Source organism: Streptomyces sp. NPDC017225 (assembly GCF_044331465.1).
Taxonomy (GTDB): domain Bacteria; phylum Actinomycetota; class Actinomycetes; order Streptomycetales; family Streptomycetaceae; genus Streptomyces.
In genome coordinates, this window is sequence record NZ_JBIRNE010000010.1 from 240,165 (window position 1) to 257,275 (window position 17,111).

The 17,111-nt window shown below is 73.8% G+C and carries 13 protein-coding genes and 1 pseudogene; 8 read left to right on the plus strand and 6 right to left on the minus strand.

Going from position 1 to position 17,111, the window contains the following annotated elements; genetic code table 11:
- Positions 1-165: 165 nt before the first annotated feature.
- A complete protein-coding gene (locus ACH4NX_RS22975) occupies positions 166-1,485 on the minus strand; it encodes an ABC transporter substrate-binding protein (RefSeq protein ID WP_351396631.1) in 1,320 nt (439 codons plus the stop codon).
- 492 nt (positions 1,486-1,977) lie between these two features.
- On the opposite strand from ACH4NX_RS22975, the gene ACH4NX_RS22980 reads away from it, so the two are divergent.
- Both ACH4NX_RS22980 and ACH4NX_RS22985 read left to right on the plus strand, forming a co-directional pair.
- A complete protein-coding gene (locus ACH4NX_RS22980) occupies positions 1,978-3,021 on the plus strand; it encodes a LacI family DNA-binding transcriptional regulator (protein ID WP_351396628.1) in 1,044 nt (347 codons plus the stop codon).
- 155 nt (positions 3,022-3,176) lie between these two features.
- Positions 3,177-4,607, plus strand: coding sequence for a GH1 family beta-glucosidase (locus ACH4NX_RS22985; RefSeq protein WP_351396625.1), 1,431 nt, complete (start codon positions 3,177-3,179; stop codon positions 4,605-4,607).
- A gap of 168 nt (positions 4,608-4,775) precedes the next feature.
- Here the strand turns inward: ACH4NX_RS22985 and ACH4NX_RS22990 are convergent, their stop codons facing one another.
- Both ACH4NX_RS22990 and ACH4NX_RS22995 read right to left on the minus strand, forming a co-directional pair.
- Positions 4,776-6,212, minus strand: coding sequence for a sensor histidine kinase (locus ACH4NX_RS22990; RefSeq protein WP_398128585.1), 1,437 nt, complete (start codon positions 6,210-6,212; stop codon positions 4,776-4,778).
- A 137-nt stretch (positions 6,213-6,349) separates the two neighbouring features.
- Positions 6,350-7,033: pseudogene (locus ACH4NX_RS22995) on the minus strand (response regulator transcription factor); the annotation flags it as partial.
- A 184-nt stretch (positions 7,034-7,217) separates the two neighbouring features.
- Here ACH4NX_RS22995 and ACH4NX_RS23000 point away from each other — a divergent pair.
- The gene (locus ACH4NX_RS23000; RefSeq protein ID WP_398128584.1) at positions 7,218-7,793 is read left to right on the plus strand and encodes a hypothetical protein; all 576 of its coding nucleotides are present in this window, start codon (positions 7,218-7,220) and stop codon (positions 7,791-7,793) included.
- Position 7,794: 1 nt separating this feature from the next.
- Here the strand turns inward: ACH4NX_RS23000 and ACH4NX_RS23005 are convergent, their stop codons facing one another.
- The gene (locus ACH4NX_RS23005) at positions 7,795-8,664 is read right to left on the minus strand and encodes a fused MFS/spermidine synthase (RefSeq protein WP_351396613.1); all 870 of its coding nucleotides are present in this window, start codon (positions 8,662-8,664) and stop codon (positions 7,795-7,797) included.
- Between the two features lie 110 nt (positions 8,665-8,774).
- Positions 8,775-9,167: a hypothetical protein gene (locus ACH4NX_RS23010; RefSeq protein ID WP_351396612.1), complete on the minus strand. Its 393-nt coding sequence runs from the start codon at positions 9,165-9,167 to the stop codon at positions 8,775-8,777.
- Between the two features lie 297 nt (positions 9,168-9,464).
- On the opposite strand from ACH4NX_RS23010, the gene ACH4NX_RS23015 reads away from it, so the two are divergent.
- Entirely contained in the window at positions 9,465-10,871 is a 1,407-nt protein-coding gene (locus ACH4NX_RS23015; protein WP_398128583.1) for a hypothetical protein, read from the plus strand.
- Positions 10,872-10,976: 105 nt separating this feature from the next.
- Here the strand turns inward: ACH4NX_RS23015 and ACH4NX_RS23020 are convergent, their stop codons facing one another.
- Positions 10,977-11,573 (minus strand): histidine phosphatase family protein, encoded by a 597-nt coding sequence (locus tag ACH4NX_RS23020; RefSeq protein ID WP_351396606.1) that lies wholly within the window; start codon positions 11,571-11,573, stop codon positions 10,977-10,979.
- A 196-nt stretch (positions 11,574-11,769) separates the two neighbouring features.
- On the opposite strand from ACH4NX_RS23020, the gene ACH4NX_RS23025 reads away from it, so the two are divergent.
- Genes ACH4NX_RS23025 through ACH4NX_RS23040 form a run of 4 tightly spaced genes read left to right on the plus strand, consistent with a single transcriptional unit; the run spans position 11,770 to position 16,916 of the window.
- Positions 11,770-12,723 (plus strand): phosphatase PAP2 family protein, encoded by a 954-nt coding sequence (locus ACH4NX_RS23025; RefSeq protein WP_351396603.1) that lies wholly within the window; start codon positions 11,770-11,772, stop codon positions 12,721-12,723.
- On the plus strand, positions 12,620-13,915 hold the full coding sequence (locus ACH4NX_RS23030; protein WP_398128582.1) for a hypothetical protein: 1,296 nt from the start codon (positions 12,620-12,622) through the stop codon (positions 13,913-13,915). Before ACH4NX_RS23025 ends, ACH4NX_RS23030 begins: the two co-directional genes overlap by 104 nt.
- Positions 13,906-15,546 carry a hypothetical protein gene (locus tag ACH4NX_RS23035; RefSeq protein WP_398128581.1) on the plus strand — a complete coding sequence of 547 codons (1,641 nt, stop codon included), beginning with the start codon at positions 13,906-13,908 and terminating at the stop codon, positions 15,544-15,546. Before ACH4NX_RS23030 ends, ACH4NX_RS23035 begins: the two co-directional genes overlap by 10 nt.
- A complete protein-coding gene (locus ACH4NX_RS23040; RefSeq protein ID WP_351396598.1) occupies positions 15,543-16,916 on the plus strand; it encodes an AAA domain-containing protein in 1,374 nt (457 codons plus the stop codon). Before ACH4NX_RS23035 ends, ACH4NX_RS23040 begins: the two co-directional genes overlap by 4 nt.
- Positions 16,917-17,111: the final 195 nt, after the last annotated feature.

The following is a 17,111-nucleotide window of genomic DNA, read 5'->3' on the forward strand; positions in this document are numbered from 1 at the left end:
GCGGGTGCCCCTGCCTCGGGAGTGCCTCCGGACGCCGGGCAGCAGACCCGCCGCTACGGCCGGGTCTGCTGCGGAGGCCTCCGCGCCCGTGGGCGCGGGACCGCCGTTGTGCCGGGGTCCCGGCGGGCGCGGTACGGGCGGAGGAGCCGTCCGTACCGCGCGGGGTCAGCCGATGGCCTTGTCGATCGTCTCGGTCGCGGCCTTCCAGGCCTTGTCCGGGTCGGTGCCGCGCTGCTCCATGTTGTTGATCTGCGTGGAGATCGAGTCCTTGATCGTGCCGTCCTTCGCACCCAGCACGGCCACCGGGATGCTCTTGGCCTCCTCGGCGTACAGCTGGCCGACCGGGGCGTTGTTGAAGTACGGGAGCTTGCCGTCCTTCACCTCGGGGAGCTCGTACGCGCCCTGGTTGGACGGGAAGATACCGACGGCCTTGAACACGGCGGCCTGCTGCTCGGGCGCGGTCAGCCACTTGACCAGCTCGGTGGCCTCCTTGACGTGGTCACCGCTCTTGGGCACGGTCAGGAAGGAACCGCCCCAGTTGGCCGCGGTCTTACCGGGCGCGCTGGTGATGTCCCACTTGCCCTTGAATTCGTCGCCGGCGTAGGTCGTGATCTGGTTGGCCATCCAGGCGGGGCACACGACGCTGGCTATGCTGCCCGAACGCAGCGCCGCCTTCCACGGGTCCTGGAACTGCGCCAGACCCTGGCTCAGCTTCTTGTCCGCGGCTTCGGCGGCCAGGTCCCAGGCCTTCTGCACCGTGGGATTTTCCTTGTAGATCGGCTCACCCTCGGCGTTGTAGTACTGCTGCTCGGAGGAGCTGACGACGCCGTTGAACATGGCGCTCGCGGAGTCCATGAAGAAGGTGCCCTCGGGGGCCTTCTCCTTGTACTGCTCACCGAGCTTGATGTAGTCCTCCCAGCCACCGTCGACCGCCTTGGCGACCGCCTCGCGGTCGGTCGGCAGGCCCGCCTTCTCGAAGAGGTCGCTGCGGTAGCAGAGCGACATCGGGCCGATGTCGGTGCCGGCGCCGATGACCACGCCGTCCTTGGTGGTGGCCTGCTGGGCCTTCCAGTCGAGCCACTGGCCGACGTCGATCGAGTCCTTCAGATCGACGAACTTGTCGGCCTGGGTGTCGACGACCTCCTTGATACGGGCGACCTCGACTCCGACGACGTCCCCGAGGCCACTGTCCGAGTTCAGCTGCTGAAGGAGCTTCGGGTAGTAGTCCTGCTCGTTGGAGGTCGTCTCCTCCTCCACCTTGATGTCCGGGTGGAGCTCCATGTACTTCTCGAACAGGCCGGCCTCCTTGTAGCCGAACTGCCCGTAGTCGGACACCTTGAGGGTGATCTTCCCGTCGGAGTCCGAGGAGCCCGAGTCACTGTCGCTGCTGCAGCCGGTCAGCAGCAGCGCCGAGGCCGTCAGGACCGACGTGGTCAGGACCGCTGCTCTGCGGCCGCGACCGCCGCCGGTTCGGGTGATACGCATTCCACTACTCCTTGTTCCAGTGGGAACGGGATCTCAGGAATCAGACCGCCGGGATCGACGGTCCGGACCTGCCCTCTCGGTTCGAGCAGCGGCCAGCCCTGGGCAACGCGGTCCGCGATGCGAAGGTGCTGGTCAAAGGTGTGCCATGCGAGGTGGAGGGAAGGGCCGATGGTGCTTCGGTCCGCACGGGAGAGAGTCCCGGAAGTTCGTGGGACCGCTCCCACGCGGCTTGCCCCGAAGACTCGTTGGTGCCGGGCCAGGTGTCAAGACTTGAAAACGGCGTTGTTGCCCAAGCGTGTTCCGCGCGTCATGGGAATGTGTCGCACCGCGTCCCGCGCCCGTTGGGACAACAGCTCGTGACGTCCCGAATTCACGCAGGTCACAGGGGAGTTAACCAACGGGTGAGGGCTCGTTGGAGGCCGCTTTGGAGGTCCCGGGACATTTCTGGGCCAGAATGAGGCCAGCCCCCCACAGAGCACCGGAAGGTGAACGATGCGCCCTGCCGAACCGCCGCCCTCCGCCGCGGACGTCCGGCGCCCGACCCTGAACGCCGTCGCCGCCCGCGCCGGCGTCGGCCGCGGCACGGTCTCCCGGGTCATCAACGGGTCACCGAAGGTGAGCGACCGTTCCCGCGCGGCGGTGGAGCAGGCCATCGCCGAGCTCGGCTACGTCCCCAACCCGGCCGCCCGCTCCCTGGTCACCCGGCGCACCGACTCCGTGGCGCTCGTGGTCCCCGACGCCGAGACGCGGCTGTTCTCCGAGCCGTACTTCTCCGGCATCATCCGGGGAGTGTCCGCCGGGCTCGCGAGCGCCGGGATGCGGCTGCTGCTGGTGATGGTGCGCGACGAGAAGGAGTACGCGCGCCTCGCCCCGTATCTGTCCGGGCAGCATGTGGACGGGGTGCTGATGGTCGCCGTACACAGTGACGACACGCTGCCCGACCAGCTCGAGGCGCTCGCCATCCCGACGGTGCTGGCCGGCCGGCGCGGTGACCGGGAGCCACTGGGGCACGTCCGCGCGGACAACCGCGGCGGCGCCGGGAGCGCCGTCCGGCACCTGCTGGCGGGCGGGCGGCGCGTCGTCGGCACCATCACCGGACCACTGGACATGGAGGCCGCCCGGGAGCGCCTCGCCGGTTACCGCGACGCCCTGCGGAGCGCCGGTGTCGCCGTCGACGAGGACCTGGTCGCGGACGGCGACTTCACCGAGGAGGGGGGACGCGCGGCCATGCGGGAACTGCTGCGCCGGCGCCCCGGGCTGGACGCGGTGTTCGCCGCCTCGGACGTGATGGCCTCCGGCGCCGTACTGGAGCTGCGCGCGGCGGGCCTGCGGGTGCCCGACGACGTGGCCGTGGTCGGGTTCGACGACTCGATCGTGGCCCGGCACATCGACCCGCCGCTGACCAGCGTCCGCCAGCCGCTGGAGGAGATGGGCCGCAGCATGGCGGACCTTCTCCTGGACGAGATCGCCGAACGCGGCTCGGGCCACCGCGGAGTGGTCCTGGCGACGCGGCTGGTGGTGCGGGAGTCCGCCTGAAGGGGAATCGCCGGCGCGGCTCGACGGGCGGCGGCAAGAGGGCCAAGAGGTGTAGCGCCGACAGGAAGTGCGGCGAAAGGCGGTTCCGGGGGTGGGCTTTCACTGTGGGAGCGCTCCCATGCATAATGAAGTCCCCGACCCGTGGGAGCGATTCCATGCCAGAACCACGCCCTGTCTCCTTCCCTCCCGCCTTCCTGTGGGGCGCCGCGACCTCGGCGTACCAGATCGAGGGCGCGGTGCGGGAGGACGGCCGTACCCCCTCTATCTGGGACACCTTCAGCCATACGCCGGGGAAGACGGCCGGTGGCGAGACCGGTGACATCGCTGTCGACCACTACCACCGCTACCGCGACGACGTGGCGCTGATGAAGGACCTGGGGCTGGGCGCCTACCGCTTCTCCGTCTCCTGGCCCCGCGTGCAGCCGACCGGCCGCGGCCCCGCCGTCCAGCGCGGCCTGGACTTCTACCGGCGCCTGGTGGACGAGCTGCTGGCCGCCGGCATCAAGCCGGCCCTCACCCTCTACCACTGGGACCTGCCGCAGGAGTTGGAGGACGCGGGCGGCTGGCCCGAGCGGGACACCGCCTACCGGTTCGCCGAGTACGCGCAGATCGTCGGCGAGGCGCTCGGCGACCGGGTGGAGCAGTGGATCACGCTCAACGAGCCGTGGTGCGCCGCCTTCCTGGGCTACGCCTCCGGCGTGCACGCCCCCGGCCGTACCGACCCGGCCGCCTCGCTGCGCGCCGCGCACCACCTGAACCTGGCGCACGGTCTGGGCACGGTGGCGCTGCGTTCGGTGATGCCGGCCCGCAACTCGGTGGCGATCAGCCTCAACACCTCCGCCGTCCGGCCGCTGTCGCAGCAGCCGGCGGACCTGGCGGCGGCGCGGAAGATCGACGACCTGTCCGGCGGGATCTTCCACGGCCCGATCCTGCACGGCGCCTACCCGCAGACGCTGCTGGAGGCGACGGCACCGGTCACCGACTGGTCGCACGTCGAGGACGGCGACCTGGGACTGATCCGCCAGCCGCTGGACGCGATCTGCCTCAACTACTACACGCCCACCGTGGTGTCGGCGGCGGACGCGGACTCACGCGTCCGCAGCTCCGGCGGACACGGCGAGAGCGACCACTCGCCGTGGCCCGCCGCGGACGACGTGGCGTTCCACCAGCCGCCGGGCGAGCGTACGGAGATGGGCTGGAGCGTCGACCCGACCGGCCTGCACGAACTGATCATGCGTTACCACCGTGAGGCTCCCGGCCTGCCGCTGTACATCAGTGAGAACGGTGCCGCCTACGACGACAAGCGCGGCGCGGACGGCACGGTGCACGACCCCGAGCGGGTCGCCTACCTGGACGGGCACCTCAGGGCGGTCCGCCGGGCCATCACCGACGGCGCCGACGTCCGCGGCTACTACCTGTGGTCGCTGCTGGACAACTTCGAGTGGGCCTACGGCTACGAGAAGCGGTTCGGCGCGGTGTACGTCGACTACGCCTCCCAGGAGCGCGTCCCGAAGTCGAGCGCCCTCTGGTACGGACGGGCGGCCCGCACGGGGTCGCTGCCCCCGGTGGAGTCGGCCGCCGAGTAGCCCCGCCCGAGGGGGGACGGGGAAGCAGGGGGAGGGGAAGCGGGGGGACGGGCGCGGGGCGCGGCAGCCGACGGGGGGTGCCGCGCCCCGTCCGCGGGACCCCGGCGCCGGTCCGGCACGTGCGCCGGCCTGTTCCCGTGTCCCGGCACCGACTCGGGAACGGGAAGGTCAGCCCCCGGTCGACGTCACACGAGGGGGCGTGGCCGGCCGGGGCTGCCGACGGCGCCGTACGGCTCCCCGGTGTCCGCGCTGCCGTACCGGCGTCGCCCGCCCGCCCAGCTGGATCCAGATCCGCACCTCGGTGCCGCCGAGCACGGAGGAGCCGATCCGTACGTCCCCGCCCGTCGACTCCGCGAGCCGGCGCACGATGTCCAGGCCGAGTCCGGTCGACCCGTCGGTGCCGGAACCCCGGCCGCGGGCCATCGCCGCCTCGGGGTCGGCTATGCCGGGGCCCGCGTCCGAGACGAGCACGATCACCGCGTCCTCGCCGTTGTGCAGGTCGACCGCGAAGGCCGTGCCCTCGGCGGTGTGCCGGAAGACGTTGCCGAGCAGGGCGTCGAGGGAGGCCGCCAGGTCGGCGCGGGCCACGGGTATGCGCACCGGCCGGTCGGCGCCGGCCACCCGCCACTTGCGGCCCTCGTCCTCGGCGAGCGCGGACCAGAAACCCATCCGCTCCCGGACCACCTCGGACGCGTCGCAGCCGGCGCCCGGACCGGCCGCGGCCGTCTGCGGCTTGGCGTCCCGGGCGGTGCGGATGATCGTGTCGACCTCGCGTTCCAACTGCTCGACGGCGGCCCGGGTCTGTTCGGCCGCCGGTCCCTCGCCGAGCGAGGCGGCGTTGAGCCGCAGCACGGTCAGCGGGGTACGGAGCCGGTGGGACAGGTCGGCGGCCAGCTCCCGTTCGTTGGCCAGGAGCTGGACGACCTGGTCGGCCATGGAGTTGAACGCGACCGCCGCGAGCCGCAGTTCGTTGGGCCCCTCCACGGGCACCCGTGCGCCCAGTTTCCCCTCCCCCAGCTCGTGCGCGCCCTCGACCAGGCGCCGCGCGGGCTGCACCATCCGTACGCCCAGCCGGTCGGCGACCGCGACCGAGCCGACGATCAGGGCGACGCCGACCGCGGCGAGCACCGCCCAGGCCGTGCCGACGCCGTTGGTGACCTCGGACTCGGGGACGTACACCTCGACGACGGCGATCTCCCCCGAGCTGAGCGCGACCGGCTGGAGCAGCGTGGAGCCGCCGGACACCTCCGTGGTGGAGGCGCGTCCCATCTCGCGTACGGCGGCGATGTCCTCGTCGGTGGCCCGCTGCCTGCCGATGCCGGTGCCGCCCCGCGTCGTGCCGTCCGCGCCGCCGCTCTCCTCGCCGGAAGCCGGTATGTGCACGGCCATTCCGGCGTCCGAGCCGGCGGAGGCGACCACACGCTCCAACTGCTCGCGGTCGGTGGTGATGGACAGTGCCGGGGCGACGGCGGCGGCCTCCCGCTCCGCGTTGGAGAAGGCACGGTCGCGGGCCATCTCCCGGATGACCAGTCCCAGCGGGACCGCGAAGGCGACCACGACCATCGCGGTGACCGCGAGCGACACCTTGACCAGGGCCCACCTCATCGTGGCGGCTCCACTCCGGGCGGAGCGGCGGCCGGCCCGGCGGCCGGCCCGGCGGACGGCCCGGCGGACGGCCCGGCGGACGGCCCGGCGGACGGCCCGGCGGACGGCCCGGCGGACGGCTCCGCGGACGGCTCCGCGGGCGGCTCCAGTTTCACGCCGACACCGCGCAGGGTGTGCAGGTAGCGCGGCCGGGCCGCGGTCTCGCCGAGCTTGCGCCGCAGCCAGGACAGGTGGACGTCGATGGTCTGGTCGTCGCCGTAGGACTGCTGCCAGACCTCGGCGAGCAGTTCCTTGCGGGGGACGACCACTCCCGGCCGGCCGGCCAGGAAGGCGAGCAGGTCGAACTCCCGGCGGGTCAGGTCGAGGCGCACGCCGTCCAGTTCGGCCTGGCGGCGCAGCGGGTCGACGGTGAGGCCGCCGACCCGGACGACGGTCGGCGGGGCCGCCTGAGCGGGGCCGGTCCGGGCGCGGCGCAGTACGGCCGCCATCCGGGCCGACAGGTGCTCCACGGAGAACGGCTTGGTGAGGTAGTCGTCCGCTCCCGCGTTCAACAGCCGTACGATCTCCGTCTCGTCGTCCCGGGCGGTGGCGACGATCACCGGTACGTCGGTGATGCCGCGCAGCATCTTCAGCGCCTCGGAGCCGTCCAGGTCGGGCAGTCCGAGGTCGAGGATCACCACGTCGAAACGGAAATGGGCGACCTCGCGCAACGCCTCCAGCGCCGTACCGACGCTGCGCACGGTGTGCGAGGCGTCGGTCAGATGCCGGATGAGCGCCGAGCGTACGAACTGGTCGTCCTCGACCACGAGCACACTTGCCATGGGCGGCACCGTACGCCATGCGGTCACGGCCGGTGCGGGCCTGTGGACAACTACGGCCCCGCCTCCCGCGCTCGGGTTCCGCCGTCGATCCGCCCTGGTCCCGCCACCCTTCCGTCTCCCTTCCCCCTCCGTTCCGTCTCCGTCCGGGCGACACGTGTGTGACGCGTGAGGCAGTATGGCCGCGATGCGCAGAGGACTCGTACACGTACTCGCCTGGCTGCTCGCCACCGGCGCGGCGGTCACGCTGTCGTGGTGGGGTGTCCACACGGTGATGACGGGCACGGCCTACGACCGCCCCCGCGCCCTGCCCATCACGGCGGCCGACACGTCCGTGCGCGACTCGCGGGGACCGGACGCCGCCGGGGACGACGGCGGCTCGGAGTCGCCGGCCTCCTCCACCAGGCGGCCGTCCCCGTCGGGCAGTCCGTCGCCGACGCCGAGCGGCACGCCCCGCGAGCCGAGGCCCGCCCCGTCGCGGACGACGACGGCCACCGCTCCCGCCGCTACCCCCGCGCCCGATCCGGCCCCCACCGCGTCCGGCCGGCTCCGGAGCTACGACACCGACGGCGGCCGTGCGGTGTTCGACCTCGGTACGTCCTCCGCGTCCCTGGTGTCGGCGACGCCGGGCGCGGGCTGGTCGATGCAGGTGTGGAAGACGGAGTCCTGGATCCGGGTGGAGTTCACCTCGGGTGCGGACCGCGTGTCGGTGTTCTGCACCTGGCACGACTCGCCGCCCCGGGTGGAGATCGGAAACTACTGAGTCACCGGAAGACGGACGGGGGCGGCGCCGGGGAGGCCACCGCCGCCGCGTCCTTCACGGGTACGGCGCCGCCGGTGAAGTCGGTCAGCGCGCGGCCGTGCTCCACGCGCGCCGGCTGCGGGTCGGAGGCGGCGCGGCGGGTGAGTTCGGCGACCGGCAGCGGGTGGTCCGAGGCGACGAGGACCGCGTTGCCGAAGCGTTTGCCGCGCAGCACGGCGGGGTCGGCGACGAGGGCGAGTTCCGCGAAGCGGTCGGCGGCGGTGGCGATCTGGCCGCGCAGATGGGCGAGCGGCGGGCCGTCGGCGAGGTTGGCGGCGAAGATCCCGCCGGGCGCGAGCGCGCGCCGGACCTCGTCGAGGAACTCGGTGGACGTCAGATGGGCCGGAGTACGGGCCCCGCTGAACACGTCCGCGATGACCAGTTGTGCCCAGCCGTCGGGCACCTTGGCCAGCCCGGCGCGCGCGTCGGTGGACCGCACCCGGATCCGCGCGCCGGGGTCCGGGGGAAGCTCCCGGCGGACGAGCCGGACGAGGCCGGCGTCCTTCTCCACGACCTGCTGGGTGGAGCGGGGCCGGGTGGCGGCGATGTAGCGGGCGAGGGTGAAGGCGCCACCGCCGAGGTGCACGGCCTGGAGGGGTCTGCCCGCCGGGGCGGCCAGGTCGATGACGTGCCCGAGGCGGCGCTGGTACTCGAAGGACAGGTACGCCGGGTCGTCGAGGTCGACGTGCGACTGCGGGGCGCCGTCGATCAGCAGCGTCCAGGCCCGGGTCCGTTCCCGGTCGGGGACCAGCTCGGCGAGCCCGCCGTCGACGTTCTCGGCGAGGGTCTCGACGGCGGCGCGTCCGCGACGGGCGTTCCTGGACTTTCCCATCGGACCATTATCGACGCCCTCACGGGACGCCCTGCCGGCCGTCCCCGCCTCCGGCGCCTCGGGGCCCCGTGACCCGGCGCCCTGAGGCCGCCCGGCGGCACCCCGGCAGCTCAGCGGCAGCTGTCCGCGGCCTCGATCAGCCGGGCCGCCTCGCCCAGCGCGGCCCGCAGCACGGCGGGGTCGGTCGCCAGGTCGGCGTCGCCGGGCGGCAGCAACCAGTCCGAGCCCTCCACGGGGGGCTCGGGAGGCGCGGGAGCCGGGTCGACGCGCGGTCCGCGGCCGTCCGTCTCCGTGCAGGTGCTTCCCGGCACGTCCCAGGCGGCGGCCGTACCGGGGGGCACCAGGAACCCCAGGGTGTCGCAGCCGTCGTCGTGGATCACCGGGCCCACCCCCTCACCGGCGCCCCGCCTGAGGATGTCGACCGCCTCCAGACCCTGCCGGGTCGGCACGGTGACGACGTCGCAGGCGTCGCAGGGGCGATCGCTGATCCGTCCGGTAACCATCCCGGCCTCCATCACGGAACTCCTCCTTGGACGAGCGGACCGGGTTACGGGAGCCTCCCGGTCCACGGGGTTCAACGCCTCGGAGCGTCAACGGCTACGGCACGAATCAGCCGCAAAGGATGGCACTTCATGGCAGATCGGGGATGAGATATCCGGTTTGTAGCCAAACACCGCGTGCCCGATCCGTCACAGACGGTACGTTCTTGCTCGCCGGAAGCAGGGCGGACAGACGGAGAAATCCGCACAACCCGCCCCTGTCCCGGCATGGTTCGCAGGTTCGCACGAGAGGACCCGGCCATGGCGTCGTCAATGGTGACCTCCGCCCAGCCCGAACGGCCCCCGCGGCCGAACACGGCCTTCCGGCGGTTGCGCGGAAAGCGCTCGCCGGCCGAGTTCGCGGCGGCGGTGCGCAGGGCCGGGCGCGAGATCGGCGAGCGGGTCAGCTGTGACGCGCGCTACGTCGGACGGGTCGAGGCGGGCGAGATCCGCTGCCCCAACTACGCGTACGAGCGGGTGTTCCTCCACATGTTCCCCGGCCGGACGCTCACCGACCTGGGGTTCGCGCCCCGCTCGTCGGTACGCGGACGCCCGACGCGCACCGCGAGTGAGACGAGAGGGGCGGACGAGCCGTATGAGACGCAGGACACGCAGAACCCGTACGACAGGCACGACAACGACAACGAGGAGAGCGACGTGCTGCGTCGCGCATTCATGACGAGCGGCGCCACGGCGGCCGCCGCCTCGCTGGGCCCCCTCGGGCTCGCCCTCGACGCCGCGGCGGCACAGCGCCCCGTGCGGCGGGCCGGGGCGGGCGACGCGGGCGCCCTGGAAGACGCCGTCCGCCGGATCCGGCTGCTCGACGACCGGCACGGCGCGGACGGTCTCTACCGGCGCGCGGCAGTCCCGCTGCGCACGGCGTACGCGCTGCTGGACGCCGGAGCGACCCGGCAGGCGACGGCGGACCGGCTCTACTCGGGCGCCGGTGAGCTGGCGATCTCCGTGGGCTGGCTGGCGCACGACTCCGGACGCTTCGACGACGCGCGCTCCCACTACGCCGAGGCCCTCGCCACCTCCCGGATGACCGGCGACGCGGGCCTGGAGGCGCACGCCTTCTGCAACATGGCCTTCCTGGCCCGTGACGCCGGCCGGCCGCGCGAGGCGGTACGGGCGGCCCAGGCCGCGCAGCGCGCCGCCCGGCCGCTGGGCTCGGCCCGGCTGATGTCCCTGCTGGCGCTGCGCGAGGCGGGCGGCTGGGCGGGGCTCGCCGACCGCGTCGGCTGCGAGCAGGCGCTGGCCCGCGCCCAGGCCTTCTACGTACGAGGTTCCTCGGACGCCGACCCCGAGTGGATGAGCTTCTACGGCGAGGCCGAGCTGGAGGGGCTGGAGGCCCAGTGCTGGTCCACCCTCGGCGACTGGCCCCGGGCGGCCCGGCACGCGCGACGGGCGGCCGGACTGCAGGACCCGCACTTCACCCGCAACCTCGCGCTGTACTCGGCGGAACTGGCGGACGACCTGGCCCGCGGCGGCCGCCCCGACGAGGCGGCGGGGGCGGGTATGCGGGTCCTGGACCTGCTGGGCGAGGTCCAGTCGTCCCGCATCCACACGATGCTGGCCGGCACGGCCCGGGTGCTCCTCCCCCACCGCCGCGCCTCGGGCGTGTCACCCTTCCTGGACCGCCACGCGTCCCTGCCACGGACGGCGTGAGCGCCATGCGTATCTAGGGGTGTCGTGCCTCCCGGGGCGGCCCCGCACCGGTCAGCGGCGACGTCAGCCCGCCGTCGTCATCCCGCCGTCGTCGTCCCGCCGTCGTCAGCCCGCCAAGTGCCCCAGGTCGTTCCAGCTCTCGAGCGCCGGTTCCCCGTACGCCCATCCCAGCACCGACAGCGACGTCGGGTTCAGCCGTATCCGCGCCGCGAAGTCCAGCGGCAGCCCCAGCCACCGCGCCCCGATCGACCGGAGTATGTGCCCGTGGGCGAAGACGAGGACGTCGCGGTCCGCCTCGCGCGCCCACGCCACCACCTCGTCCGCGCGCGCGGTCACGTCCGCCGGGCTCTCCCCCTCGGGGACCCCGTCCCGCCAGATCAGCCAGCCGGGCCGGACGGCCTGGATCTCGTCCGGCGTCATGCCCTCGTACGCCCCGTAGTCCCACTCCATCAGCGTGTCCCAGGTCCGGGCGCGCTCGCCGAAGCCGGCGAGTTCGCAGGTCTCCCGCGCGCGGACCAGCGGGCTGGTGCGCACCTCGACCCCGGGCAGCCCCTCCAGCGGCGCCCGGTGCAGCCGCTCGCCGAGCAGTTTGGCGCCGCGCCGGCCCTCCTCCAGAAGCGGCACGTCGGTCCTGCCGGTGTGTCTGCCGGACAGCGACCACTCCGTCTGTCCGTGCCGGGCCAACAGGATGCGCGGTGCCATGAAGGGGCCTTTCCGGGAGAAATGTCGGAGGAGACGTCTCCATCATCGCGCACGCCGTGCGCGGGCAACCCGCCGGGCGATGTGGGCGTCTTCCAGGGCCGAGGGTGCTCCGTGAAGCGGGCGCACGAAGGCCGTAGAGTGGCACGCCCGTGTCCGTCCGAGGCGCGCGCGAGAACGAAGGGGGAGGGCGATCGGATTGCCGCACACCGAGACACCGGGCACCGAGGCTGCCCCGAAACCTCGGCCGCGCTGGTGGACCGAGCTGCCGCTCATCGTCCTCGTGTACGCCTGCTACTCCGCGGGCCGCCTCCTCGTCCGGGGCGACGTCTCCGACGCGGTCGACCACGGTCTGGCCATCCTGCGCATAGAGAAGGTGCTCTTCCTCAACGCGGAGCACCCGCTCAACGACCTCTTCACCAACAATCCCTGGATCGGGATACCGGCCGACTTCTGGTACGCGTCGCTGCACTACGGGGTCACCCCGGCGATCCTGATCTGGATCTTCCGCTCGCGCACCGTGCGCTACCGGGCCGCCCGCACCTGGCTGATGACGTCCACGTTCATCGGCCTCATCGGCTTCACCCTGCTGCCGACCTGCCCGCCCCGGCTGCTGGACGCGAGCCACGGCTTCGTCGACACGATGGCCCAGTACAGCTCGTACGGCTGGTGGGGCGCCGAGGCGAGCGCCCCGCGCGGCCTGGGCGGGCTGACCAACCAGTACGCGGCCATGCCCAGCCTGCACGTGGGCTGGGCCGTGTGGTGCGGCGTGATGCTGTGGCGCTACGGCGGAACGCGCACGGCGAAGGTGGCCGGCGTCGTCTACCCGCTGGTGACCGTGATCGTGGTGATGGGCACCGCGAACCACTACTTCCTGGACGCGGTCGCGGGCGCGGCCGTGATGGGCGCGGGGCTGTTGCTGACGCCGTTCGTGCTGCGGAGCGCGGACCGGGTGCGGACCCGGTTGGTGACCCGCTTCACCCCCGCCGCGCAGGCCCCGGCCGCCACGGGTTCCACGATTGTCAGTGGTGGATGCCAGACTTCCGCGGGTGAGCGATTTCCACGGCAGCGCGAGCAGCGGTTCGGGGCGGGAGCCGAGCCGGACCCCGCCCCCTCGGACGCGGGGGACGAGACTCCGGCACCGGCTCGCTGAGCTGCGCGGGCCCGACGTACCGGCCAAGGCCCTGGACGCGCGCGCCCTGGCCGCCCTCGCCGCCAACCCCGGGTGCCGCCGGCGCGCGATCCTCGACGGTGCCGGGGTGGACAAGGGCTCGCTCGCGAGCGCGCTGGGCTCACCGTCGGTCTTCGGGCAGTCGCAGTTCGCCTTCACGCGGGGCAACGCCTTCGAGGCCCGGGTCAAGGCGGACGGCGGCGCGGAGCTGCTGCGGCTCGTGCACGAGAAGCTGGACCGGGGCGCCGAGCCGCCCGCAGCCGCGCACGTACCGGACCTGTCCGCGACCGGCCCCGAGGGCCGCGCGGCCCGCACGTCGCTGGCCCTGCGGGAGGCCACCGGCACACCCGGCGCACCCGACAGGCCGGGCACGCCCGGCACGTGGACGCTCCTCGACCACCCGATGCTCGCCCTGGACGTCGCCGGATCCCCCGCCTTCCTGGAGCCGGACGCCGTCGTGGTGCACCCGGACGGCAGCTGGACGGTCGTCGAGATCAAGTCCTTCCCCATGCTGGACGGCGCGGCCGACCCGGCGAAGGTCGGCGCCGCCGCCCGGCAGGCCGCGGTGTACGTGCTGGCCCTGGAGCGGGTCGCCGCCCGGCTGGATCCCGCCCCGCGCGTGCGTCACCGGGTGCTCCTCGTCTGCCCCAAGGACTTCTCCAACCTGCCCACCGCGTCCGCCGTCGACGTGCGCAAGCAGCGCGCGGTCACCGGCCGCCAGCTGGCCCGCCTGACCCGCATCGAGGACATCGCCGACACGCTCCCCGAGGGTGTCTGCTTCTCCCCCGAGCTGCCGGCCGAGGAGCTGACGGCCGCGGTCGAGTCGGTCCCGGCGACGTACGCGCCCGAGTGCCTGTCCGCCTGCGAGCTGGCCTTCCACTGCCGCGGCCGCTCACGCGAGGCCGGCGCGGTGACCTCGCTGGGCCGCCCGGTACGGGCCGAGCTCGGCGGTCTGTCGACGGTGGAGGGCGTGCTGGCGGCGGCCCATGGGGAGGCCGGCGACCCGGACGATCCGGCGGTGGCCGCCCTGCGCCGGGCGGCCCGGCTGCGTGCGGAGGCACTCGCGACGGCCGGCGTCGGGACCCGCGGGAGCGGGAGCGGCATCGGCGGAGACGACGGCCTCGACGGCAGCGGGGCCGGCGGGAGCGGAAGCGGGGTGGCCGGGTGTCGCTGATCACCACGCTCGCCCGCCTGGAGGCCGTGCGCACCGGCCGTGCCCAGCCCGCCGCCACCGTCCGGCACCGGCACCTGTCCGACCGTCCGCTGGTCTTCGTACCGCTGATCACCGCCGGTGAGGCCGGTGCCCCGCTCGGCGCGCTGGTCGGCACCGACCGGGACGCGCCGCATCTGCTGGTCGTCCCGCAGCCCCGCGACCGCGACCTGCGCTTCGCGTTCCTGGCCGAGCTGGCCGGCATCGTGCTGCCGCACGTCGAGTCGTACGCCGACAGTGTCGAGACCGCCGAGCGCAGCGAGACCGACCCGGAGACGGGCAAGCGGGTCAAGGTCGAGGTCGACCTGTGCGCGGACGCCGCGCAGCTGGTCGTGCCGAGCCGGGCCGGTATCGACTTCGTCCGGCTGCTGGGCCGGTCGATGCGGTTCCGGCGTACGGCGGAGGAGGACCCCGAGACACCGCACCCCGCGCCGCCGAGGGTGCCGCTGCTCGGCCGGTGGCTGACCCACTACGGCGAGCGGGCCCGCGTCCCGGGTTCCTCCCTCCTGCTGGCCATGACCGACCTGCTGGGCCGGCAGTGGGCGACGGGGCAGTCCACGCTGGAGGACCAGCACCTGGGGGCGCTGCTGGCCTGGATCGACCCGGAGGCCGATGGTGCGGGGCTGACCGGCGCGCAGGCCGCGCACCGTGCGGAACTCGCCCGCGACGCCGACGGCCAGCTGCTGTGCCCGCCCGCGGGCCCGGCCACCGACCCGGCCTTCGACAACAGGCTGCTCGCCCCCGCCATCGAGCGTTACGACCGTGCCCGCACCGCGCTCGCCGCCGCCGAGGACGGCCTGGAGGCCGACGAACGGCTCGGCGCGCTCAGTGCCGCCGAGCAGGAGATCCGCACCCTGGTCGAGAGCCGTACGCGGCCCACCTGGGACACCGTGTGGCGGGGCCTTGACCTGCTGCGGGAGCTGCCCGCCGGCGCCCATGTCGAGGACCGCTGGACCCGCGACCGCTGGTCGTTCACGTCCCACCGCGACCGCGTCCTGTCCGGCGAGCCTCCGCAGCCGCGCCGCGACGACGCGGTGACCGCGGCGAACAAGCTCGCCACCCGCGAGCGCGAACAGGCCCGGCTGGAGGCCCAGGAGGCGTTGGACGATCCGCTGGTGATGGCCGGGCGGCGGCTGTCCGGTGAGGCGTTCGCCGGTGAGGTCACCGACGTGGTGATGGCGTACAGCGAGAGCAAGCGGCCCAGTCCGCGTCCGCTGGTCACGGTCCGCACGGACGACCGCCCGCACCTGGGCGAGCGGGTGAAGGTCTACCGGTCGCTGGGCGGCAGGCCGCAGGCCGCGGAGTACGTCGGACCGGCCGGCGGGGGCGGGCCCGAGGACGGGGGCGTGGACACGGACGAGGGCGCCCTGGTCCTGCGGATCGTCGACAAGATGGGCCGCGGCAGGGAGCCGGAGGCCGGGTCGGTGCCGGAGAAGGGCGACCGGGTCTGCTTCACCCTCTTCGAGCACGAGCAGCGCGGCGGGGCGAAGCTGCCCGACCCGGATCAGACCCCGTGGACGCACGGCGGCCCGCCCGGCGAGACGGCCGCCGTACCGGAAGCCGCCGACGCGCAGACCGAGGAGGACGTCCTGTGACCGCCGAGGCCACCGCCTCCCCCGTCGGGCGGTCCGCCGCCGCGGCCTTCGACCCGGGCGCCGAGGCCGCTCGCGCCACCGCCGCGATCCTCCACGACACCCTGCACGGCACCGAGCGCGGTGTCGTCGTCGACTCCCCGCCCGGTGCCGGCAAGTCCACGCTCGTGGTGCGGGCGGCGCTGGAGCTGGCCGAGGCCGGCCGCTCCCTGATGGTCGTGGCGCAGACCAACGCCCAGGTCGACGACCTGGTCCTGCGTCTCGCCGAGAAGAACCCCGACCTGCCGGTGGGCCGCCTGCACAGCAGTGACGCCGACCCGTACGACAAGGCACTCGACGACCTGGCGAACGTACGCAAGTCGGCGAAGGCCGCCGACCTCGCCGGGCAGGCCGTCGTCCTGTCCACGGCCGCGAAGTGGGCGCACGTCAAGGTGGACGAGCCGTGGCGGCACGCGATCGTCGACGAGGCGTACCAGATGCGCTCGGACGCGCTGCTGGCGGTCGCCGGGCTCTTCGAGCGGGCGCTGTTCGTGGGCGACCCGGGTCAGCTGGACCCGTTCGCGACCGTGGGCAGCGAGCAGTGGGCGGGCCTGTCGTACGACCCGTCGGCGTCCGCGGTGACGACACTCCTCGCGCACAACCCCGCGCTCCCCCAGCACCGGCTGCCGGTGTCGTGGCGCCTGCCGGCGTCGGCGGCGCGGCTCGTCTCCGACGCGTTCTACCCGTACACGCCGTTCCGCAGCGGCACGGACCACGGCGACCGGTCCCTGGCCTTCGCGGTGGCGTCGGACGGCTCGGGCCCCGACCGCGTGATCGACGAGGCGGCCCGCTCGGGCTGGGGCCTGCTGGAACTGCCCCCGCGCCACACCCCCCGCACCGACCCGGAGGCGGTGCGGGCGGTGGCGATGGTCGTCCGGCGGCTCCTGGACCGGGAGGGCGCGGCGACGTCCGAACGCTCCCCCGACCCCGCCCCGCTGACCGCCGGCCGCATCGCCGTCGGCACGGCCCACCGGGACCAGGCGGCGGCGGTACGGGCCGCGCTGGCCGACCTCGGGGTGACCGAGGTGACCGTAGACACGGCGAACCGGCTCCAGGGCCGCGAGTACGACGTCACGGTCGTCCTCCACCCGCTCTCCGGCCGCCCCGACGCCACCGCCTTCCACCTGGAGACGGGCCGCCTGTGCGTCCTGGCCTCCCGGCACCGGCACGCGTGCATCGTGGTCTGCCGGGAAGGGGTGGGCGAGCTCCTGGACGACTATCCGTCCACGGAGCCGGTCCAGCTGGGCACGCTGGTGAAATTCCCGGACGGCTGGGAGGCGAACCATTCGGTCCTCGCCCACCTGGCGGAGCACCGGGTGGCCTGGCGGCCCTGACCACCACTCCAGCACCTGTCCAGCCGACGATCAGCACGACGCCGCCCAATGCGCCGGACGGAGTCCGGCACGCCGCCGGAGGCGGCCGATGATTACAGCCCCGGACGGCTGGGAGGCGAACCATTCGGTCCTCGCCCACCTGGCGGAGCACCGGGTGGCCTGGCGGCCCTGACCACCACTCCAGCACCTGTCCAG